The organism is Desulfurivibrio alkaliphilus AHT 2, from assembly GCF_000092205.1.
Taxonomy (GTDB): Bacteria; Desulfobacterota; Desulfobulbia; order Desulfobulbales; family Desulfurivibrionaceae; genus Desulfurivibrio; species Desulfurivibrio alkaliphilus.
In genome coordinates this window covers 2,861,210-2,879,633 of sequence record NC_014216.1, presented here as the reverse complement: position 1 = coordinate 2,879,633, position 18,424 = coordinate 2,861,210, and the positions used below count along the sequence as shown (strand labels likewise).

At 53.5% G+C, this 18,424-nt stretch carries 19 protein-coding genes and 1 pseudogene; 11 read left to right on the top strand and 9 right to left on the bottom strand.

From position 1 onward, the window contains the following. Window positions 1-53: 53 nt before the first annotated feature. Window positions 54-488 (bottom strand): Fur family transcriptional regulator, encoded by a 435-nt coding sequence (locus DAAHT2_RS12535; protein WP_218915018.1) that lies wholly within the window; start codon window positions 486-488, stop codon window positions 54-56. Between the two features lie 124 nt (window positions 489-612). Here DAAHT2_RS12535 and DAAHT2_RS12530 point away from each other — a divergent pair, with 124 nt between their 5' ends. Continuing rightward, a complete protein-coding gene (locus DAAHT2_RS12530) occupies window positions 613-1,179 on the top strand; it encodes a M23 family metallopeptidase (protein WP_013164647.1) in 567 nt (188 codons plus the stop codon). 38 nt (window positions 1,180-1,217) lie between these two features. Here the strand turns inward: DAAHT2_RS12530 and nifE are convergent, their stop codons facing one another. Next, window positions 1,218-2,567: a nitrogenase iron-molybdenum cofactor biosynthesis protein NifE gene (nifE, locus tag DAAHT2_RS12525; RefSeq protein WP_041719023.1), complete on the bottom strand. Its 1,350-nt coding sequence runs from the start codon at window positions 2,565-2,567 to the stop codon at window positions 1,218-1,220. 337 nt (window positions 2,568-2,904) lie between these two features. Between nifE and DAAHT2_RS12520 the strand changes: the two genes are divergently transcribed. The 10 genes and pseudogenes from DAAHT2_RS12520 to DAAHT2_RS15385 form a co-directional block, all read left to right on the top strand. Then, window positions 2,905-3,153, top strand: a complete 249-nt coding sequence (locus tag DAAHT2_RS12520; protein WP_013164645.1) for a type II toxin-antitoxin system CcdA family antitoxin — start codon at window positions 2,905-2,907, stop codon at window positions 3,151-3,153. Between the two features lie 212 nt (window positions 3,154-3,365). Then, entirely contained in the window at window positions 3,366-3,578 is a 213-nt protein-coding gene (locus DAAHT2_RS12515) for a hypothetical protein (RefSeq protein WP_013164644.1), read from the top strand. Then, entirely contained in the window at window positions 3,575-4,957 is a 1,383-nt protein-coding gene (locus tag DAAHT2_RS12510; protein ID WP_013164643.1) for a patatin-like phospholipase family protein, read from the top strand. Before DAAHT2_RS12515 ends, DAAHT2_RS12510 begins: the two co-directional genes overlap by 4 nt. Window positions 4,958-5,338: 381 nt before the next feature. Next, a complete protein-coding gene (locus DAAHT2_RS12505) occupies window positions 5,339-6,721 on the top strand; it encodes an IS4 family transposase (protein ID WP_013164045.1) in 1,383 nt (460 codons plus the stop codon). 900 nt (window positions 6,722-7,621) lie between these two features. Then, window positions 7,622-8,230, top strand: coding sequence for a hypothetical protein (locus DAAHT2_RS14760; RefSeq protein WP_013164642.1), 609 nt, complete (start codon window positions 7,622-7,624; stop codon window positions 8,228-8,230). 25 nt (window positions 8,231-8,255) lie between these two features. Beyond that, entirely contained in the window at window positions 8,256-9,830 is a 1,575-nt protein-coding gene (locus tag DAAHT2_RS14755) for a P-loop ATPase, Sll1717 family (RefSeq protein ID WP_013164641.1), read from the top strand. A 286-nt stretch (window positions 9,831-10,116) separates the two neighbouring features. Beyond that, complete coding sequence (locus tag DAAHT2_RS12500; protein ID WP_013164640.1) at window positions 10,117-10,350, top strand: helix-turn-helix domain-containing protein; 234 nt, start codon at window positions 10,117-10,119, stop codon at window positions 10,348-10,350. Further along, the gene (locus DAAHT2_RS14490) at window positions 10,340-10,747 is read left to right on the top strand and encodes a MunI family type II restriction endonuclease (RefSeq protein ID WP_013164639.1); all 408 of its coding nucleotides are present in this window, start codon (window positions 10,340-10,342) and stop codon (window positions 10,745-10,747) included. Before DAAHT2_RS12500 ends, DAAHT2_RS14490 begins: the two co-directional genes overlap by 11 nt. A gap of 170 nt (window positions 10,748-10,917) precedes the next feature. Continuing rightward, window positions 10,918-12,636: an IS1634 family transposase gene (locus tag DAAHT2_RS12495; protein WP_013164225.1), complete on the top strand. Its 1,719-nt coding sequence runs from the start codon at window positions 10,918-10,920 to the stop codon at window positions 12,634-12,636. Window positions 12,637-12,727: 91 nt separating this feature from the next. Beyond that, window positions 12,728-12,835 (top strand): annotated as a pseudogene (locus DAAHT2_RS15385) (MunI family type II restriction endonuclease); the annotation flags it as partial. On the opposite strand, the gene DAAHT2_RS12490 reads toward DAAHT2_RS15385, so the two are convergent. The 7 genes from DAAHT2_RS12490 to DAAHT2_RS12460 form a co-directional block, all read right to left on the bottom strand. After that, complete coding sequence (locus DAAHT2_RS12490; RefSeq protein ID WP_157861483.1) at window positions 12,789-13,616, bottom strand: MT-A70 family methyltransferase; 828 nt, start codon at window positions 13,614-13,616, stop codon at window positions 12,789-12,791. The pseudogene DAAHT2_RS15385 and the gene DAAHT2_RS12490 overlap by 47 nt on opposite strands. Before the next feature lie 396 nt (window positions 13,617-14,012). Continuing rightward, window positions 14,013-14,234 carry a Nif11-like leader peptide family natural product precursor gene (locus DAAHT2_RS12485; RefSeq protein ID WP_013164637.1) on the bottom strand — a complete coding sequence of 74 codons (222 nt, stop codon included), beginning with the start codon at window positions 14,232-14,234 and terminating at the stop codon, window positions 14,013-14,015. Between the two features lie 73 nt (window positions 14,235-14,307). Continuing rightward, window positions 14,308-14,613: a (2Fe-2S) ferredoxin domain-containing protein gene (locus tag DAAHT2_RS12480; RefSeq protein ID WP_013164636.1), complete on the bottom strand. Its 306-nt coding sequence runs from the start codon at window positions 14,611-14,613 to the stop codon at window positions 14,308-14,310. A 10-nt stretch (window positions 14,614-14,623) separates the two neighbouring features. Next, entirely contained in the window at window positions 14,624-15,997 is a 1,374-nt protein-coding gene (nifK, locus tag DAAHT2_RS12475) for a nitrogenase molybdenum-iron protein subunit beta (RefSeq protein ID WP_013164635.1), read from the bottom strand. Window positions 15,998-16,007: 10 nt separating this feature from the next. Then, window positions 16,008-17,645 (bottom strand): nitrogenase molybdenum-iron protein alpha chain, encoded by a 1,638-nt coding sequence (nifD, locus tag DAAHT2_RS12470; RefSeq protein WP_013164634.1) that lies wholly within the window; start codon window positions 17,643-17,645, stop codon window positions 16,008-16,010. A 26-nt stretch (window positions 17,646-17,671) separates the two neighbouring features. Further along, on the bottom strand, window positions 17,672-18,046 hold the full coding sequence (locus tag DAAHT2_RS12465) for a P-II family nitrogen regulator (RefSeq protein WP_013164633.1): 375 nt from the start codon (window positions 18,044-18,046) through the stop codon (window positions 17,672-17,674). Further along, window positions 18,043-18,393 carry a P-II family nitrogen regulator gene (locus DAAHT2_RS12460; RefSeq protein ID WP_013164632.1) on the bottom strand — a complete coding sequence of 117 codons (351 nt, stop codon included), beginning with the start codon at window positions 18,391-18,393 and terminating at the stop codon, window positions 18,043-18,045. The genes DAAHT2_RS12465 and DAAHT2_RS12460 overlap by 4 nt, the downstream gene beginning before the upstream one ends. Window positions 18,394-18,424: the final 31 nt, after the last annotated feature.

Genomic DNA, 18,424 nt, shown 5'->3' with positions numbered 1-18,424 from the left:
GTTCCTTATACTATCTAGGAATCTTTCTGGTTTGGCAACAAAAAAATAGCTATTTATTTTTGCTCCCGCTCCAAGCACTGTTGGCAGACCCCGGTGATCACGATATTCTTCCCTTGGCTAACCCCCCAGCTTTTAACCGCCGGCGGCGGCTCCAGGGAATCGAACAACTCCCAGGTGAAATCCACGACTTCATGGCACTTGTTGCAGATCAGGTGATGGTGAAGGCCGCACTCCGATTCATAGCGGGCAAGACCTTCCATGGTTTGGATGCGATGAATCATGCCGGACTGCTCCAGCATGGCCAGGGTTCGGTAGACGGTGTCGATGGAGATGGTGGGAATGCGCTGGCGCACCCGCTGAAAAACAGCTTCCACCGAAGGGTGGTCGGTGGCAGAAAGCAACTCCCGGTAGATTTCCAGGCGCTGATGGGTAATTTTCAGCCCCTTTTCCCGGCAAATATCTTCAAAATCGGCAAGCCGCTTATCCACCGCCAGACACCCCATTTTGGAAAGTTCGTCAGATTTTTTTGAACTTATATACTATCATTATACTTAGCTGCATCGCCGGTTTGTCAACCAAAAAGCTTCCACCCAACAACTGCGAAGGTCCCCCATGATTCCTGCCACCCCCTTCTGGGGCGAATTCCTGCGCCTAAACCAATTGAACCCCCATTGCCGCTGGCAGATGCAACCGGGAATGGGCTTCAAGGAACAGTCTGCCTGGTGGCGTGAGCAGAGCCGACGCCCCACTCCCCATGAAGGGGTGGACCTCTTTGCCCTGCTTGATGCCCGGGGGCAATCCCTGGCCTTACCGGCCCGGGCCCTGGTGCCACCCCTATGGGCCGGGGAAGTGACGGCACTACTAAACGACTTTCTGGGCCGCACCGTGGTGGTTTGCCACCCAATCAACCATGGGCCGGAACGACGGCTGGTTTCCCTTTACGCCCACGTAGAGCCGCTGGTTGACCTCGGAACCCAGGTTTCAGCCGATTCTCCCCTGGCGCTGATAGCCGCGGCCGGCAAGCCGGGCAATTCCGCGCCACCGGACCATCTGCACCTGTCCCTGGCCTGGCTGACCGCCGGTTATCCGGCCACGGCACTAAACTGGTCAACCCTTTGGAACCATCCAGCGCTTGAGTTGATCGACCCGCTGCCGATTATCCTGGAAGGGTGCATCTGAATCAGCTTAAATGGTGCCGGAAGCATCTCATTTCCCGCTCATGATGCCGCCCGGCGGGGCAGCAGCCGCCAGACGGGGCTGGTTACCGAAGCGTGGACTTCACGGGCAAAGTTGAGCATCCCCTCGAAACCGGCCAGCATCTCCTTGCGTTCGTGGTTGTGGTCGCAGAAGGCCACTCCCAGCTTGTAGGCAATGGGCCGCTCCTTGACCCCGCCGACGAAAATATCCACTTCCTTTTCCTGCAGAAATGAAGCCAGCTCCAAGGGGTTGGAGTCGTCGACGATGATGGTGCCCGGGTCGGTGATTTCCGCCAGCTCCCGGTAGTCCTCGGCGGTGCCGGTCTGGGAGCCCACCATCACCACCTCCATGCCGATGGTCCGGAAGGCTTTTACCAACGAAAAGGCCTTGAAGGCCCCGCCCACGTAGATGGCCGCCTTTTTGCCCTGCAAGTCGCGGCGGTACTGCTCAAGCTCCGGCAGCAGCGCCGCCAGCTCTTCCCGCACCAACTCCCGGGTCCGGGCCATGATGGCCGGCTCCTGCGGGAAAAATTCCGCCACCGCATAGAGAGCCGCCGCCATATCCTCAATCCCGAAATAGGAGACCCGGATGGCGGGAATGCCGTAATCGGACTCCATCATATTGGCCAACTCCATGGTGGCCCCCGAACATTGCACCACATTCAAGGCGGCGCCGTGGGCCCGCTGGATATCGGCCACCCGGCCGTCGCCGGTGATGTTGGCCACCACCTCCACCCCCATCCGGGCGAAATAGTCGCGGATCAGCCAGAGTTCGCCGGCCAGGTTGAAATCCCCCAGAATATTGATGCTGTAGGGGGAGATCCCCGCCGTCTCACCGGTGCCAACCAGCCGGCGCATGGCATTGCAGGCGGCCTGATAACCGGCCCGCTTGTTGCCCTTGAAGCCCTCCGACTGCACCGGCAGCACCGGAATCCCCTTCTCGGCGGCAACCTTACGGCAAACCGCCTCCAGATCATCGCCGATGATCCCGACAATGCAGGTGGAGTAAACGAAGGCCGCCGCCGGGGCGTGGCGGTCGATCAGCTCCACCAGAGCCCGGTAAAGCTTTTTTTCGCCGCCGAAGATTACGTCCCGCTCCTGCATGTCGGTGGAAAAACTGAGCCGGTGCAGCTCCGGCCCCGAGGAGAGCGCCCCCCGGATATCCCAGGTATAAACGGCGCAGCCGATGGGGCCATGCACCAGGTGCAGGGCATCGGCAATGGGATAGAGCACCACCCGCGAGCCGCAAAAAACACAAGCCCGCTGACTCACCGCCCCGGCCAGGCTGTCCTTGTTGCACTCCATCACCATGGGAGCGTCGTCTTTCCGCCAAATCTGCCCTTGCCGGGATTCCAAAACCGTTGCTTGCATGTTTTTCCCCTTGTTGATCGCTACTGAACTCATGCTGCCGCCTCTTGCGGAATCGACCATGACCAACCTAAAGAGCAAGGCCTGTGCCAATCAGCCACCAGCCCGGAATACGGCCATTATTTGCCGACCACGATTTTGCCGGGATAAAACCTCACGGCGGCAACACAACCAAAAGGAAAGAAACACAACAATAAGGTTCGGATAATGTCAAAAAATAGCTCTGTCCCCTTCTTCCTCTTTCCCTGATACAGGCCTTACAGTTGACGTGCGCATTGTCTATGGATACTATTTGAGATAAGTTTATTAGATAATTGCAACAACCGTAAGGATGACAACCATGGGAACAGTTCAGTCGGCACTTAGGGGCACCAGGCGGGCGACCAACATATCGATCAGTGCGCGTTTGCTGGATGAAGCCCGGTTGCTGCAAGTAAATATTTCGCGGGCGGCGGAGCAAGGTGTGGCGCAGGCAACCGCAGAACGGCGGGCGCAATTGTGGTTGGAGGAGAACCAGGCGGCGCTGGAGAGTTCCAACGAATATGCCGAGCGGAACGGTTTGCCTCTGGCCCGATACCGGAGTTTTTGATGGCGCGTTTCGACGTCCTCACAACATAACGTCCCCCGCCTTACCCTTTTTCGCCGCAACCGGCGACCAGGAAACCAGCGTCGAGATGCGCTACGAGCTGGGCCGGCGCCTTTTTGCTTGCAATCATCTTTCTCCTTGGCTAAGGGTACTAATTCCGGTTGGGCATTTTCAGCGAATGGACGTTGCCGACGGCCCGTAGCGGGGGGAGGGAAATGAACTGGATCAAGGTTGTTTTCAGCGAACAGCGCACCGTATTCGTCGATGACCAGCCGCTGGGGGATACCAACGAGGTGCTGATGCTGGGCGAATCCGGCACCTACACCTTCCACCTCGGCGAACCGCGAAACTACCAGCCCGCCGCCATCACCCGCCAGGTTTCCGCCACCACCAGAAGAAACCCCCTGATTATTGAGTTCACGCCATGATGGCCGCCGCCAACCCCAAGCGGCTCTGGCCGGCCTTCCTGCTCCTGGTGCTGCTGCTCCTGGGCGGCTGCGCCTCGTTTCCGGAAAACCCGCCGCTAACCAAGGTCGATCCCGCCAGCGGCTACCGGTTTCAGAACCTGGCGCTGAACCCCGGCAACAGCGATGAAACCTTCATCATCCTGGCCCTCTCCGGGGGTGGAACCCGGGCGGCCGCCTTCGCCTACGGGGCGATGCAGGAACTTGCTGCCGCCCGGCTGCCGGGCTCCGACGCCACCCTGCTCGACGAGGTGGACATTATCTCCTCGGTATCCGGCGGCAGCTTCGCCGCAGCCTATTACGGCCTCTACGGCCAGGAACGCTTTCTGGCCGACTTCCCGCAAGATGTCCTGGCCCTGCGGATCGAAAGCGCCCTGATCGGGCGGGTGCTGGCCCCCTGGAACTGGGGGCGGCTGGGGTCGTGGACTTACGGCCGCAGCGATCTGGCGGACCGCTACTACGGGGAGGCGATCTTCAACCGGGCCACCTTCGCCGACCTGCCCCGGCAGCGCCCCTTCATCGTCCTCAACGCGACGGATATCAGCATCGGCGCCGGCTTCTCCTTCATCCAGGACCACTTCGACCGGCTCTGCTCGGACCTGGACCAAATCCAGCTCTCCCGCGGGGTCACCGCCTCCTCGGCCTTCCCGGTGGCCTTCACCCCGCTCACCTTCACCAACCACCCCAAAGAGAGCTGCGGCTACACCACCCCGGCCTGGATTCGCGGGGCCAAAAAGGATCTGGAGCTGAACTCGGCCCGCTACGACCGGGCCGTGGCCTGGGAGTCTTACGAAGACCCGCAACGGGCCTACATCCACCTGAGCGACGGCGGCCTGGCCGACAACCTGGGCCTGCGCGAGCCGATGCTGGGGCTGAACTCGGTCTCCAGCCCGCTCTCGATCCTGGCCAAGTTCAACAAGCACCAGGGCCGGCGGCAGATCAAACGGCTGGTGATCATCGTGGTGGACGCCCAGCCGAAGACGGCCGCCAAGATGGACCGCAGCGCCCGCCCGCCCTCGATCTTCACCGTCCTCAACGCGGCGGCGACCACCCCGATGGAGAACTATTCGTCCGACTCCATCGAGCAGGTCCGCAGCTACATCGAGACGATCAAGAGCCAGTTCGAGGATGCCGAGGAGGAGAACCCCATCGAATACTACTTTTCCCGGGTGACCTTCGAGGCGGAACCCGACCCGGAGCTGCGCCGCCAATTGCAGGAAATCAAGACCGCCCTGCAACTCCCGGATGAGCAGGTGCAAATGCTGACCGAGGCCGGCGGCCGCATCCTGCGCCAATCGCCGGATTACCGGCGGCTGCTGGAGGCGCTGGGAGCGGGCGAGTGATATGGCGCGGGGGGCTTGGCCCGTCTGGTGGATATCATCGCGGTTGTAATGATACACAGAAAAGTAAGGGTGATGTGGATAGCTATCTCCCAAAACGGGGTGATATTCAGGTTTGTTGAATCACTTGCTGGCACCATATAAATACACAAATTGAATTAGATAAAAGCAATACATGCTTAATTGGTTGTTGATTAAAAGCATTTAAAATAATTTTGGTGAAACATGATAAAATACCCGTTTACATTAAACCTGAACTTTCGGACTTGAGAAAAAAATAAACTCAAAGCCCTGATTTAACTAAATAAAACGTGAAACGCCCCTTGCTTTTTGATATATTGGGAATTGCCAAAAACTCAATAAAATCAAAAAGAAGAGGCGTGAATGCAAAATATCACGGGCAGCCAAGAACAGCAAGCAGTAAGGCAACTGAACAGCAAAGTCGATCAGTTCTTTGACAACTTCTCCCTCGGCACCCTGCTCAACCGGGCGGGTATCCGTAAGCTGCGGGGCGCTTCGCCGGTTCGGCTGCTGAAGTCCATCTTCATGCTGGCCTTCAACCAGGAGAACTTCTTTCGCGGAATCGTGGAACGGGAGCAGGGCTTTGGCAAGGACGCCGCCTATGACCTCCTGCAGGGGGCCAACTACAACTGGCGCCGGCTGCTGCTGCAACTGGCGGCCAAAATCGCCACCGTTTTCTCCCTGCTGACCGAGGAGCCAAAACGGAAGGTGCTGATCATCGACGACAGCACCTACGAACGGCCCCATGCCCGCAAGGTGGAGTTGCTGGCCAGGGTGCGTGACAACTGCCGTAAACGGTTTACCAGGGGCTTCAAGCTGCTGACCATGGCCTGGTCGGATGGTTACAACACCTTGCCGGTGGACTTTGCCTTGCTTTCTTCGCGTGAACCGGAGAAACGTTTGTGGGGTGAGAAAAGACGACTTGACCGGCGTTGTTGCGCTGCCCGGCGCCGGCAAGAGGCGGTGACCAAGTCCACCGATCTGCTGGATGGTATGATCAAGCGGATCATGGCAAGCGGCATCGACTTCGGTTACATCCTGATGGACAGTTGGTTCGCCTTTCCCTCGATCATCAGGAAACTGCACCGGCATAGGCCAGTGATCTGCATGCTGAAGGACATGCCCAATATCCGTTTCCGGCATCAGGGTGTTTCCCGGCGAGTGGGGGAAATCTACCGGAACCTGCACAAACGACCGGGGCGGGCCAAAATCCTGGCCAGCACCACGGTGGAGCTGACATGTGGCTTGCCGGCCAAAATTGTCTTCGTCCGGCATCGCAGCACCAAAAACTGGCTGGCCCTGTTGTCCACCGATCTGGAACTCGGCGAGGAGGAGATCGTTCAGACCTACGGTAAACGGTGGGATATCGAGGTGATGTTCAAAGTGGTCAAGCACTACCTCAACCTGGAAAAGGAGGTGCAGATGCGGAATTTCGACGGACTGATCGCCCATGCCACCATAGTCATGATCCGTTACTGCTTCCTCTCCTTCCAGCAGCGGATGGACAACGATGAGCGGGCTTTGGGCTCCCTCTTCTACGCCTGTGCCGAGGAGATGCAGGACATCACCCTGCTCGAAGCGCTCCAGCGCATCATGACCCTGGCCCTGGACAAAATACGGCAACTCGGTGAGCTCACCGAAGATGCCGTGCGAAGAATCATCAATGTATTGATGGATACAGCTTGTCATATGTTGTTATCCCCAGCGGGAAATGGCAGAAATAAAAACATTTTAACGGCCAGTTAGGTCAAGTCCGAAAGTTCAGTTAAACGATATCCCATACGAAGACAAAGATGGGTATAAAGATTCAATAGAAAGTTTTAATTCAACACCTATCGCGCCATTGTTTCCAATAATAGACAACAAAATATTCTATAGATGCAAAGTAGAAACGCTCAAATTAATTATCAAAACAAAAACAATATTGCCTAATTGCGCTACAAATAACGGCGAAAGCAAATTTAACCCAACTTATGAACAGTCAAAACATAATATAGGGTACTTAAATAATTGGGTCTGTTTATTCGATTTCAGACAAAGACCATTTAATATATATTTATCATTTGAAGCATGGGAAGAATTCATAACAAATTTTTCACCTATAACATTTCTCCTTATATTAAATGGTAAATTACTAACCAATCTTGTTCTAAACCCATTTTGTCATGGCTCTGAAGTTTCTGGTAACAACTGCATTCCTTACGTTGAAATTTGGCACAAAGAACCGATACTGGTTGATGCCATTGATTCAATCGTAATTGTTCCTCGTCGAAACCCGAAAGGATATATCTGTTGTAAGTGGGGAAATTTTTTAAAATCTCTTGAGACAACGAAGTATGAATATTTGTAAAATCTATTTTTATATCATTGCAGTTTCTATCGTATTATTTTAAAAATCTATTAACTTCGCCAAAATCATTAACAACATACCAAGTAATGAATGCCGTTATTTCAGCATTAGAGCCCGTCATTCCTTTCTCGGTTTCATTAAATAAATAAAATATCTAATTTGTGCATTGTTGTTTACCTTGCAGTTGAATTGCAAAACATTTTACCACCAATGCGTTCGAGCAGACGGAAATAAACGATGGTTCATTTGCTGCTAATATGTCGGCCCGATGATCAATTTTGACGTTAGGAGTGCAGATGAAGGTTCCATCTGATCTTCAGATAATTGAAGAAATATACAAGCGACACGTAGATGATTACGAGGAATGGAAGGAAGGTAACCCCGCACGAACGAACAAGAATTACGTCCCGGTTGACATCACAGCGGTCGCAAAGTCTTTGCGTGTTGATGTTGATATAGTATGGGGGAGACTGTATTACGATCTTGATAACCGATATTCATATCAAAAGAGTGACAACAGTTGGGTGCATTTATTTGCGCGAAGAGCAGACACAGATAAAGACTGCGTACATTTTCCTTACCTTGTATCTGTGCTCTCGTCACTCCGCTCAAAAAGATGGCAATTATGGGTGCCTGCAATATTTTCTGGCCTTGCAATTATCGTTTCAATGGCATCTCTAGCCTGGACTGTTCGATCAGATTTGCACAAAGAAATCAAAGAACTTCCAGCCCTTGAATCCGTGAGGACCGAAACTGTGTCGCCAAAAGTACAGGACGAAACTCAGGCGAAAGGAAACGATCTCAAAGAGACAACAGAGAAATCTATTACTAACCAGCCAATTAAGCCGACGCTGGATACTGCTGCGCCAAGTTCTGGCGCTCAAGAAGGCGCGGCTTATCAGTAGCGTAAGCGTAAAAGGGAAAATTCATATGAACCAGCAAGCATCACTTATTGAAGAAAGGATGAACGCTCTTCTATATTATGTTCCCACTGGCACAACAGAAGGTGAGAAGCATATCCTTAATGAAGCATTCGTTCAAACTGATGAATATAAAAAAATAATTACACCTCCACCAAATAGTCCTAGATTACTAGTTGGGAAAAAAGGATCAGGTAAAAGTGCAATTATTGATTTTTCCATTAATATGTTGCTCAAGGCAAATATACCTGCACTACTTCTGAAACCTTTAGACATTGATCTTGACAATATGCCCCATGAAGGCTCATCGGGGGAGTTAACCAGAATTGCTTACAAAGGGCTCCTAAAGGCTCTCGCTGAGAATATTGGTTCTCAGCTTACTGGATATGTTAAAGGAGATAATGCAGTTTTATACAATGAGGCTATAGCGTCAGGCGTCCAAGATATGGACTTTGTGGGAAAACTCTCAAGGTTCCTAGCCGCTGTATCAAAACCGATTACAACAGTAGATTTTACCAGTGTGCTGCCAAATGCTGATCGTGCAAGTTCAACAAAACTTGAAAAAGCACTCAAAACAAACATCAATGAATCATCTGGAGCCTTTTATCTATTTATTGATGACACAGATCAAGTCGCTTCTCCAGGCTCCCCTGGTCATTTAAATAGGATATGGGCAGTATTGCTTGCAGCGCGAGAAATCGCCCAAAGAATCCCAAAATCAAGAGTAATAATATCCATACGGGATGAGATTTGGCGCGAGTTGTCAAAAGAAGAAGTTGGCCAACGTGACCAATGGGACCATTTTCTTCGCCTCGTATTTGCACTAAATCCAAACCTTGACCATGTGCAGGAAATTATTGAGCGTCGATTAGTATTGGCAGCTAAAAAATGTGGAGCAAAGGAAAACAAACCTCATTATCCTTTCTTTTTTGAAGGAGAAAGGCCCAAAATGCCAACAAGCCAGAAACGTAGCAGCTGGCGGGATATTATCAAGTCAAGGTCAAGAGAACGTCCGAGAGATGCGGTCCAACTGGTCAACATGCTTGCCAAGCAGGCTCTGGAGCCACCTGTAACAAAAATCACAGACGATATTCTTGCGAAGGTTATGCCTGTTTATTCAGAAGAACGAGCAACATTGCTTTCCCAAGAATACGAGAAGGAATGCCCCTCTTTACCCCAAATAATTCGATCTTTTGCAAGATTGGAATATGATGAAGGCTCATTTTTGGCAGGATCAGAACAGGTCAAAAAACATCTTAAATCTTTACCATCTTCTTTCTCGATTAAGCTTTCTGGAATGATCATAAATCCAGATGATGACGAGCAACTCTTTAGATTATGGTCCTTTCTGTTCTTAATCGGGTTTATTTTTCCCAGAATCTCAGACTCTCGGGAAAAGGATAACTACCGCTTTGTATACCCTTCAGATGACCCTAATTTTGTGTGTAATGAACGGTGGAATGACATGCAAAAAGCCCTCTGGGAGATTCATCCGGCATTCCGTGACCACTTAATTTCAGTTCAGAGGAGTGAGCAAGCACAATTTGGTTTGCCGACAAAACCAAAATTCAAAAAGAGACACTAACAAAATAATTCAGCGGACGGTGTAAACGATGACGGCGCTAACGCGGCAAGTACATTGGCGCCGCCCGCTGACCATAAGCGATGTTTGCAATGGTGATTTTTTTGTTTTCCATGTCTCTCACCTCGTTGAATTTAATAACATTTTACCGACAAAAAAAACCATAACGCCTACCTTCATCCGCCCACCGATATTTTCTCTATTCTTCACAACCCTCCACAAAATGCCAACTTTAGTATGTGGACTAAAAATGCATACTAAAGTTAGATATCCATATTAGGGGGTAACTATGTCAACGAAGAACCAGGCGCTAATTCAATTTGGCGGAAGAGTCAAATTGGCCCGCAAAAATAAAGGGTTGTCTCAAGAAGAGCTTGCTTCTAAGGCGAGTCTACACCGTACCTATATTGGCATGATAGAGCGTGCAGAAAAAAATATTACCCTTATCAATATGATGAAAATTGCTAAAGCTCTCGACGTTAAATTGATAGAACTATTGGAGTTTGTTGATAATGGCAAGTGAACATAATCGACTACGTAAGAAATGGCAGGATTATAGCGGAAAGAATGCAGGAAAGGCTGAAAGCAATTTCTATGATGCATTTAAAGCAGTTTTCGAGGACACAGAATATCAAATAAGAGCGAAACCAAAAGAATTTTCAAATATTTATGTAAGCGTCCAACTCTCTGAGCCAGAAATGTCTCAAATTTATACTCCTCAAGAGCCTATTACCAAACATGGAGTTTATTTAGACTATGCCATAGACAATACAAGAACTGGCAAGACTATATATGTTGAGGTCAAGCGTCAAGATGGCTGGGTAGAGGGTGGGAAACGGTCAGATGGGCGTGGAAATGCCCACGAAAGATCATGCAAATTCTTCACCCCTGGCCTTCTTGAAATTCTAACAGGAGTTTAACCGCAGCAGGTCGTTCACAACATCATAACAACGTAAAATCAGCACATTACCGACCGTAAATCCGTAAGACCCCTCAAGCTTAACCCCCGAAAACACTTTTTCTTTTTGTTTTTGCAAAAATAATTCATTTTTTACTTGACAGCGTGAGCCCCTACTTAATAAGCTGGGGCATGGCACACATACACAAAAAAATCAAAAAAGGCAGACCCTACTATTACCTGCGGGAGACCGCCCGGGTTGATGGCAAACCCAAGGTGGTCAACCAGGTCTATCTCGGCAGCCCCGAGCGGTTGCTGGAGCTGGCCAAGGGTGCTGGTAGCCGGGAGGTCGAGCGGATCCAGGTGCAGGAGTTCGGCTCGCTGTGGCTGGCCGAGCTGCTGGACCGGGAGGTCAACATCGCCGGCCTGGTCGATTCGGTGCTGTCGCCGGCGGAAAGAAAGGGCTCGCCTTCGGTGGGGGATTATTTCTTCTATGCCATCGCCAATCGGATGGTGGCCCCCAAGTCCAAACGGGCCTTGGCGGAGTGGTATCGCACCACCGCCATCCAGCAGATCCGGCCGGTGGCCCTTGATGCCTTGAGCTCCCAGGCCTACTGGAAGCAGTGGGAGAAGATGGACAGTGCCAAGCTGGCGGCGGTGGCCGATCTCTTTTTCCGTAAGCTGGCGGAATTGGAGCCATCATCGGCGGATGCGGTGATGTTCGATACCACCAACTATTACACCTTCATGGCCGGCAACACCTCTTCGGAACTGGCCCAACGAGGTCGAAACAAGGAGGGGCGTCACTGGCTGCGGCAGGTCGGGGTGGCTTTGCTGGTGGCCAGGGACAACCGGTTGCCGCTATTTTACCGGGAGTATGAAGGCAACCGGCACGATTCCAAGGTGTTCCTCAAGCTGGCCCAGGAACTGTTCGAAGTTGCCGGCCGGGGCGACCAAGGCACCATGACTATTGTTTTCGACAAGGGGATCAACGCCGAGGAGAATATCGCCGCCATCGACGCCAATGACCGGCTCCATTTCGTCACCAGCTATTCACCCCATTACGCCGAAGAGCTGATCCATGTGGATCGCAAGCATTTCCAGGTAGTCGATACCGCCAAGAACCGGCAGCTCAAGGCCAAAGGCCGCGATGACGACCTGTTGCTGGCCTGGCGTACCAGCCGAGAGTTGTGGGGCAGAGAGCGCAGTGTGGTGGTCACCTATAATCCCCGCACCGCCACCAAGCAGCGTTACGCCTTCGAGCAGAAAATGCTGCGTTTGGAGGAAGAGGTGCACCTGATGCGCCACAAGGTCAACGGCCAGGCAGCCCAGTGGCGTAACCCCGCGACAGTGCAGGAGCGTTATCTCAACCTCTGCCGGGAACTGCACCTGCCGGATGATCTATACCGAGTGGAGCTGTTTCGAGACGGCAAGCGCTTACAGATGAACTGTCGCAAAAACCACTATCGGATCGGCCGCCACATCGACTACTTCGGCAAGAACATCCTGGTGACCGATCATCCTGACTGGAACACCGACGAGATCGTCCAGGCCGGCCTGGACCGCTACGTGGTGGAGCAGAGCTTCCGCCAGAGCAAGGATCATGAAATGGTGGCCATGCTGCCCCTGCGCCACTGGACCGACGGCAAGATCAGGTGCCATATCTTCACCTGCGTAGTTGCCCTGGCCTATCTGCGTCTGCTGGAAATTCGCCTGGCCCGTAACGGGCTCAGGATCTCCGCCGCCGAGGCCATGGAGCGCCTGCGCACCCTGCATTCCTGCCTGCTCTGGCCCACCGGTGCACGAAAGGCCCAACGACGCCTGGAGGAACCCAACGAAAAACAGGCGGCAATTCTTCGGGCTTTGGGCTATAAAGTTGTGAATGGGGTCTTACAGCCTGAGCAGGAATAGCTTTTTGAATATGCGTTATTTTGTCGCTTAATACTGGGCTGAGTGGTTAAACTCCTGTCTAAGGAAAGAGGGAAATATCGGCGGAAACGCTTTGCCATTCTGGACAGTTTTCCAGGGTGATATAACCCGAGATCCCTGTAGGGTCAGAGAGATTACTTGTTGGTATGGAAATCATACTGCTCATTTTTTCTTTTGGCGTGACCCATCTGATCCCACAGTGTTATTTGACCACTTCGAGGAGCATATAGCACCTCTTCTTGCTTAGTTTCGCCAGATTCATACTCTTCCCTGACATCAAGCCCCCATACATCCCATCCATTTGGTTGGTGACGAGCAAATAATTCTATTTTGTCTTGTGTTGGAAACATCTTTTCTATGTTCTTCAATACTTCCAATGGTTTCTCGCTGTGTTTTCCACGAGGAACACGAACAAGTTGTTTGATATTTCTTGCCCCTCGCGGTCTAGGGATCTTTCCTCTCTTAAACACCAAACATAACTCGCAATATGAGAGTGTATATTGCCCAGGGTTGTGAACCATCTTGTCCCAGACAAATGCAACCGTTTTATACTCAAACCCCCAAGAAGTTCCTAGCTCTATCCCTTGAGCTAGGTGCGGATTAGTAACCCACATAAATAGCAAACAATCTTCTTTTGCAATTTCATAAATGGGGATTTTTTTCAGAACTTTTGTTTTTATCGTCGGATATTTAAAATTAGCCGAACTGATAAATATTTTTCTACTTAAATCTATCTCTTCAACCGATTTGCTGCTCTTGTCAAACTGTAGTTTGCCGCCATAATCCCAAGGCGGGTCAGCATAAATTATGTCATACTTTTTTTCAGGCAAGTCTGGGTAAAAATCTGGCAAGTCGTTTCGTTTCGTCCGTCTCTGTTGTTCGGCATTATATATCGTGTATCCAGTTACTTTTTGGGCCTTAGAAGGTTCACCATACATTGAAAACTCCCCCATTCTTTGCATACTTAATTTTCTTGCCGATAACTATAGTATGCAAATTTAACCGCTTTTCAATCTCTGGTCAAGTCTTTTTAAGGGGCACCATTTTGAAAAAATTTCACAACGACCCCAATGCTTGACCATCTAGCCTGCACTTGGTATTAAATTTTCAGAGAGCAAAATGTATGCCACTTCATGGAGTTCCTGGAACAGGAATGTGACTGAAAATATTGGTGGTAAAACAGCTCGAACACAACTGCGAAGGGCTATCAACCTGGAGAAGTGTTCTACCTACTTTGTGAAACGGCTCCATTTAAAAATATTGACTTCTACTGATTTATACCGGCGTATACGGGTTTTATGCTATAAGCCGGTATAAATCAGTAGAAGTGTGGCGATCATGGACAAAATTGACCGGATTCACACCCACCAAATCTGGCGTTTGGCCGGGTTGCCGATCAGGTCGAAGGAATCGCCGGCCTCCCGTAGCACTGCCTGGAACTCCTCGATGGTGAAAGCATAGCCTTCGCCGTTGGCGGCGGCCACGAAATCTTCCATGGTTTTGATGGCATCGTAACGGGACCGCATGGCGCGGTCCTCCCCGCCGGCAATCAAAAAGTTCTCCGCGTCTTTCTTGGCCATGGCCTTGCTCCTGTTAAAAGGTAGACTTAATCGGGGACAGCTTTGAAGCTGTCCCCTTATGCGTTATGCTTGCTCAACCGGCAATCAGGTAAGCCTCGGGCGGACTGCCCTCTTCAATGCCGTCCAGGATGGCGTCGATGGCCTCTTCGCTGGCCACTCCCTTGAACCACCAGTTTTCCGGCTGAACCACCATGATCGGGCCGGACTCGCACTGCTTGAGGCAGGTGGTGGCGCTGACCAGGCAGTCGAGCCCCCGGTCCAGAATCTCCTCCTCCAGGTACTGCAGGAAGCCGTCGGTCTGCTTGTGGCAGATGCCCTTCTTGTCGCCGGCCACCCTGAAACTTTGGCAGACCAGAATCTGCCGGGCTGGAATCGCCATTTTTGCCTCCTTACAGTACCAGTTCGAATTTGCTTTCCGGGTCGTCGCGGTCCTTGCGGTCCATCAACTCTCCGAGGATTTTTTCCAGCAGCCGCAGGCCGCCCTTGTAGCCCACGGTGGGGAAATACTGGTGGCCCTGGCGGTCCAGGATCGGGAAACCCCAGCGGACGAAGGGAAGATCCTCGTCGCGGGCGATATATTTGCCGTAGGTGTTGCCGATCAGCAAATCCACCGGCTCCTGCTTGATCCACTGGTGGAGCAGGAACATATCGCCCTTGGCCTTGACGTTGACCGGGCGGCCCAGGCCGGCGGTCAGCTCCTTGATCCGTTTTTCAAACTTCTTGCCCGGGGTGCCGGTGACGATATGGATCGGCTGCATGTCCAGGGAAACCAGAAACTCGGTCATGGCGATGAGCTGATCCGGGTCGCCGAAGATGGCCACCTTTTTCTGGTAGAGATACTGGTGCATGTCGGAGATCAGGTCCACCAACTGGCCTCGCTCCAGGGCCACCTCATCGGGCACGGTGATGCCGGCCATGGTGCGCAGGGCGTCGATGAAGCGATCAGTGGCGGCCAGCCCGTAAGGCATATCAAGGATCTTGCAGGGCACCTTGTGTTCCTTGTCCAGGTAGCGGGCGGCATCGCCGGAACACCAGTCGCCCAGGGCCAGGGTGCCCACGGCATCGCCGGTGGCCTTGAGTTCCGCCACCGTGGTGCCGCCCTCGGGGAACATTTTGTATTCGCCGGACAGCGGCCCGTTAAGCACCCCGGAGGTGTCGGGGAAGACGATGCTTTTCACCCCCATCAGGCCGGCCAGGCGCTTGATCTCTTCCATATCCGCCGGCTCCACCCAGCCGGGGATGATGTTGACCTTGCCGTTTTTCTTGCCGGTGGATTCGGCCATCCCGGCCATGGCGGTGACCATGCTGCTGAAGCCGGTAACATGGGAGCCGGCATAGCTGGGGGTGGAGGCGCTGATCACGTGCTTGCCCGCCGGGATCTTGCCTTCCATCTGGGCCTTCTTCTTGATCTGGGGCAGATCATCACCGATGGTCTCGGAGAGACAGGTGGTATGAACGGCGATGATCTCCGGGTTATAGACACTGAAAATGTTGCTGATGGCCTGGAGCATGTTGGCCGAGCCGCCGAACACCGAGGCCCCTTCGGTAAAGGAGCTGGTGGAGGCGGAGACCGGCTCCTTGTAGTGGCGGGTCAGGGTGCTGCGATGGTAGGCGCAGCACCCCTGGGAGCCGTGACTGTGGGGCAAACAGCCGTGAATCCCCAGGGCCGCGTACATGGCCCCGATGGGCTGGCAAGTCTTGGCCGGGTTGATGGCCAGGGCCTTGCGCTCGGTAATTTCCGCAGGGGTATGTCGTAGTAGCATGATGTTATCCTCAATAATTATATGAAGCCGAGAGTTGCGGGTCCCGCTGCCAGGGGGCCTTCAGATAGCCCCAGACCTTGGAGCTTACCAGCCGGTCGATCTCCCGGTAGAAGTTGACGGCCCCTTGGAAACCGGCATAAGGGCCGCCGGAGTCGTAGCTGTGGAGTTGTTTCATCGGCACTCCCAGCTTCTGGACCGAGAACTTCTCCTTGATTCCGGCGCAGAAGATATCCGGCTTAATCAGCTCCACCAGCTTTTCCGCCTCGTACTGGTTGAGGTCGTCGATGACCAGGGTGCCGTTGTCCATGTCCGGGATCAACCCGTCGTAGTACTTGAACTGGTAACCGGCCTTCTCCAGCGCTTCGAGCTCCTTGGGGCTCTTGCGCGGCTGGTAGCGGGTGGGGTCGGCCTCCACCTCGATCTCTTCAATGTTACGGCTGTCGGCATCCACCCTGATGTCGGGGATTACCCGCCGCCCCTCGTAATCGTCGCGGTGGCCGAACTCGTAGCCAGCGGCGATGGTCTTCATGCCCATCTCGTTGAACAGTTCCTTGTAATGATGAGCCCGGGAGCCGCCGACAAACATCATCGCCGTTTTGCCCTCGGTGCGGGGCCGCACCTCGGCCGCCACCGCTTCCACCGCCGGCATCTCCTCGGCGATCACCTCCTCCACCCGGGCGATCAGCTTTTTGTCGCCGAAATACTCGGCGATCTTGCGCAACGACTTGGCGGTGGCGGCGGCCCCGATGAAGTTGACCTTGATCCAGGGAATCCCGAACTTGGTCTCCAGCATGTCGGCCACATAGTTGATGGAGCGGTGGCACATCACCGCGTTGAGATCGGCGGTGTGGGCCGAGGCAAACTGGTCGTAGGTCGAGTTGCCGGAGAAGGTGGAGATGCAGGTGATCCCGCACTTCTCAAAGAGCCGGTCGATCTCGAAACCATCGCCACCGATGTTGTATTCCCCCAGCAGGTTGATTTTAAATTTGCCGGGCTTGACCTCGTCGTTTTCCCCCACGATATGGCGGAAGACCTGGTTATTGGCGATATGGTGGCCGGCGGACTGGCTGACCCCCTTGTAGCCCTCGCAGGAGAAGGCATAGACGTTGCAGTCGCCCAGCTTCTCCTTCATCTTGGCGGCCACGGTGTGAATATCGTCGCCGATCAGCCCCACCGGGCAGGTGGCGAACACTGCGATCGACCTGGGGTGAAAGAGGTCGTAGGCCTCCTGGATGGCGGCGGCCAGCTTCTTCTCGCCGCCGAAAATGATGTCCTGCTCCTGCATGTCGGTGGAGAAGCAGTAGTTCATGTAATTTTCTCCGTCCGGGCCGGCGTCGGTCTGGTTGCGCCGGGTCAGCCAGGCGTAAAAGCTGCAGCCGATGGGGCCGTGGACCAGGTTGACGATGTCCCGGGTCGGCCCCATGATTACCCCCTTGCAGCCGGCGTAGGTACAGCCGCGCATGGTGATGATGCCGGGGATGGTCCGGACGTTGGCGCTTATTTCCGGAGTTTCATTCTCCAGGGCCTCGTTGATCAATATCTGTTTGGCGCGCTTGCGGGCCACCTTGGGCGGATATTTTTTCAGCAGCTCCGCCTTGACCTCTTCTGCGTTCCAGGCAGCCGCCTTGCTGTCGATTGCTGTTCCCATTTCGCTAACTCCCGCTGATTGCTTTTTTATGATATGGCCTTGAGTCCGGCTTCCCCGGTTCGCACCCGGATGGCGTCGCTCATCGGCAGGACGAATACCTTGCCGTCGCCGGGCTTGCCGGTCTGGTTGGTGTTGATGATGGTTTCCACCACGCACTTGACCATGCTGTCGTCCACCACCGCGGTCAGCACCCGTTTGGGGTAGAGCTTGCCCTTTTCGCCCAGCAGGGCGGCGGCTTCCTCATAGCCCTGTTCCGCCCCCGCCAGCAGCAGGGGGTTGACAAAGCCCTGGCCCCGGCCCTGGGCCTCGTGGGCGAAGAAGGCATCGACGCCGCAGTCGGTGAGGGCCTGCTTGGTCTGGTTCATCATGTTGATCCGGACAATGGCGATAACCTCTTTCATGCCGCCACCTCCTCCGCCACCGATTCTTTAATCCCGGAACTGATGGTATAGGCCTCTTCCACCGGGGTGACGAAGATCTTGCCGTCGCCGAAGGCCCCCTTGCCCTTACTGCGGGCGGTGTCCATGATGGCCTGGACCACGAAATCCTTGTCCGCCTCCTTGACCACGCTCATCAGCATCACCTTGGGCAGTTCGTCGTAGGTGACATCGCCGATCTTGATCCCCCTCTGCTTGCCCCGCCCGGCCACGGCGTACTTGGTGACGGCGGGAAAGCCGGCGTCCATCAAAGCCGCCAGCACCGCATCCGATTTCTCCGGCCGCACAATCGCTCTAATCATGTACATCATTTTTCTTCTCCCAAAGGTTCCCGGCCCGGCA

What these genes read in the sequence shown, in the direction of transcription:
- DAAHT2_RS12460 (WP_013164632.1), bottom strand. Translation starts at nt 18,393, where the DNA reads ATGATGTACATGATTAGAGCGATTGTGCGGCCGGAGAAATCGGATGCG.
- nifK (WP_013164635.1), bottom strand. Translation starts at nt 15,997, where the DNA reads ATGCTACTACGACATACCCCTGCGGAAATTACCGAGCGCAAGGCCCTG.
- DAAHT2_RS12500 (WP_013164640.1), top strand. Translation starts at nt 10,117, where the DNA reads ATGTCAACGAAGAACCAGGCGCTAATTCAATTTGGCGGAAGAGTCAAA.
- DAAHT2_RS14755 (WP_013164641.1), top strand. Translation starts at nt 8,256, where the DNA reads ATGAACCAGCAAGCATCACTTATTGAAGAAAGGATGAACGCTCTTCTA.
- nifE (WP_041719023.1), bottom strand. Translation starts at nt 2,567, where the DNA reads ATGCAAGCAACGGTTTTGGAATCCCGGCAAGGGCAGATTTGGCGGAAA.
- DAAHT2_RS12485 (WP_013164637.1), bottom strand. Translation starts at nt 14,234, where the DNA reads ATGGCCAAGAAAGACGCGGAGAACTTTTTGATTGCCGGCGGGGAGGAC.
- DAAHT2_RS12465 (WP_013164633.1), bottom strand. Translation starts at nt 18,046, where the DNA reads ATGAAAGAGGTTATCGCCATTGTCCGGATCAACATGATGAACCAGACC.
- DAAHT2_RS12505 (WP_013164045.1), top strand. Translation starts at nt 5,339, where the DNA reads ATGCAAAATATCACGGGCAGCCAAGAACAGCAAGCAGTAAGGCAACTG.
- DAAHT2_RS14490 (WP_013164639.1), top strand. Translation starts at nt 10,340, where the DNA reads ATGGCAAGTGAACATAATCGACTACGTAAGAAATGGCAGGATTATAGC.
- DAAHT2_RS12480 (WP_013164636.1), bottom strand. Translation starts at nt 14,613, where the DNA reads ATGGCGATTCCAGCCCGGCAGATTCTGGTCTGCCAAAGTTTCAGGGTG.
- nifD (WP_013164634.1), bottom strand. Translation starts at nt 17,645, where the DNA reads ATGGGAACAGCAATCGACAGCAAGGCGGCTGCCTGGAACGCAGAAGAG.
- DAAHT2_RS12515 (WP_013164644.1), top strand. Translation starts at nt 3,366, where the DNA reads ATGAACTGGATCAAGGTTGTTTTCAGCGAACAGCGCACCGTATTCGTC.
- DAAHT2_RS12510 (WP_013164643.1), top strand. Translation starts at nt 3,575, where the DNA reads ATGATGGCCGCCGCCAACCCCAAGCGGCTCTGGCCGGCCTTCCTGCTC.
- DAAHT2_RS14760 (WP_013164642.1), top strand. Translation starts at nt 7,622, where the DNA reads ATGAAGGTTCCATCTGATCTTCAGATAATTGAAGAAATATACAAGCGA.
- DAAHT2_RS12490 (WP_157861483.1), bottom strand. Translation starts at nt 13,616, where the DNA reads ATGCAAAGAATGGGGGAGTTTTCAATGTATGGTGAACCTTCTAAGGCC.
- DAAHT2_RS12520 (WP_013164645.1), top strand. Translation starts at nt 2,905, where the DNA reads ATGGGAACAGTTCAGTCGGCACTTAGGGGCACCAGGCGGGCGACCAAC.
- DAAHT2_RS12495 (WP_013164225.1), top strand. Translation starts at nt 10,918, where the DNA reads ATGGCACACATACACAAAAAAATCAAAAAAGGCAGACCCTACTATTAC.
- DAAHT2_RS12530 (WP_013164647.1), top strand. Translation starts at nt 613, where the DNA reads ATGATTCCTGCCACCCCCTTCTGGGGCGAATTCCTGCGCCTAAACCAA.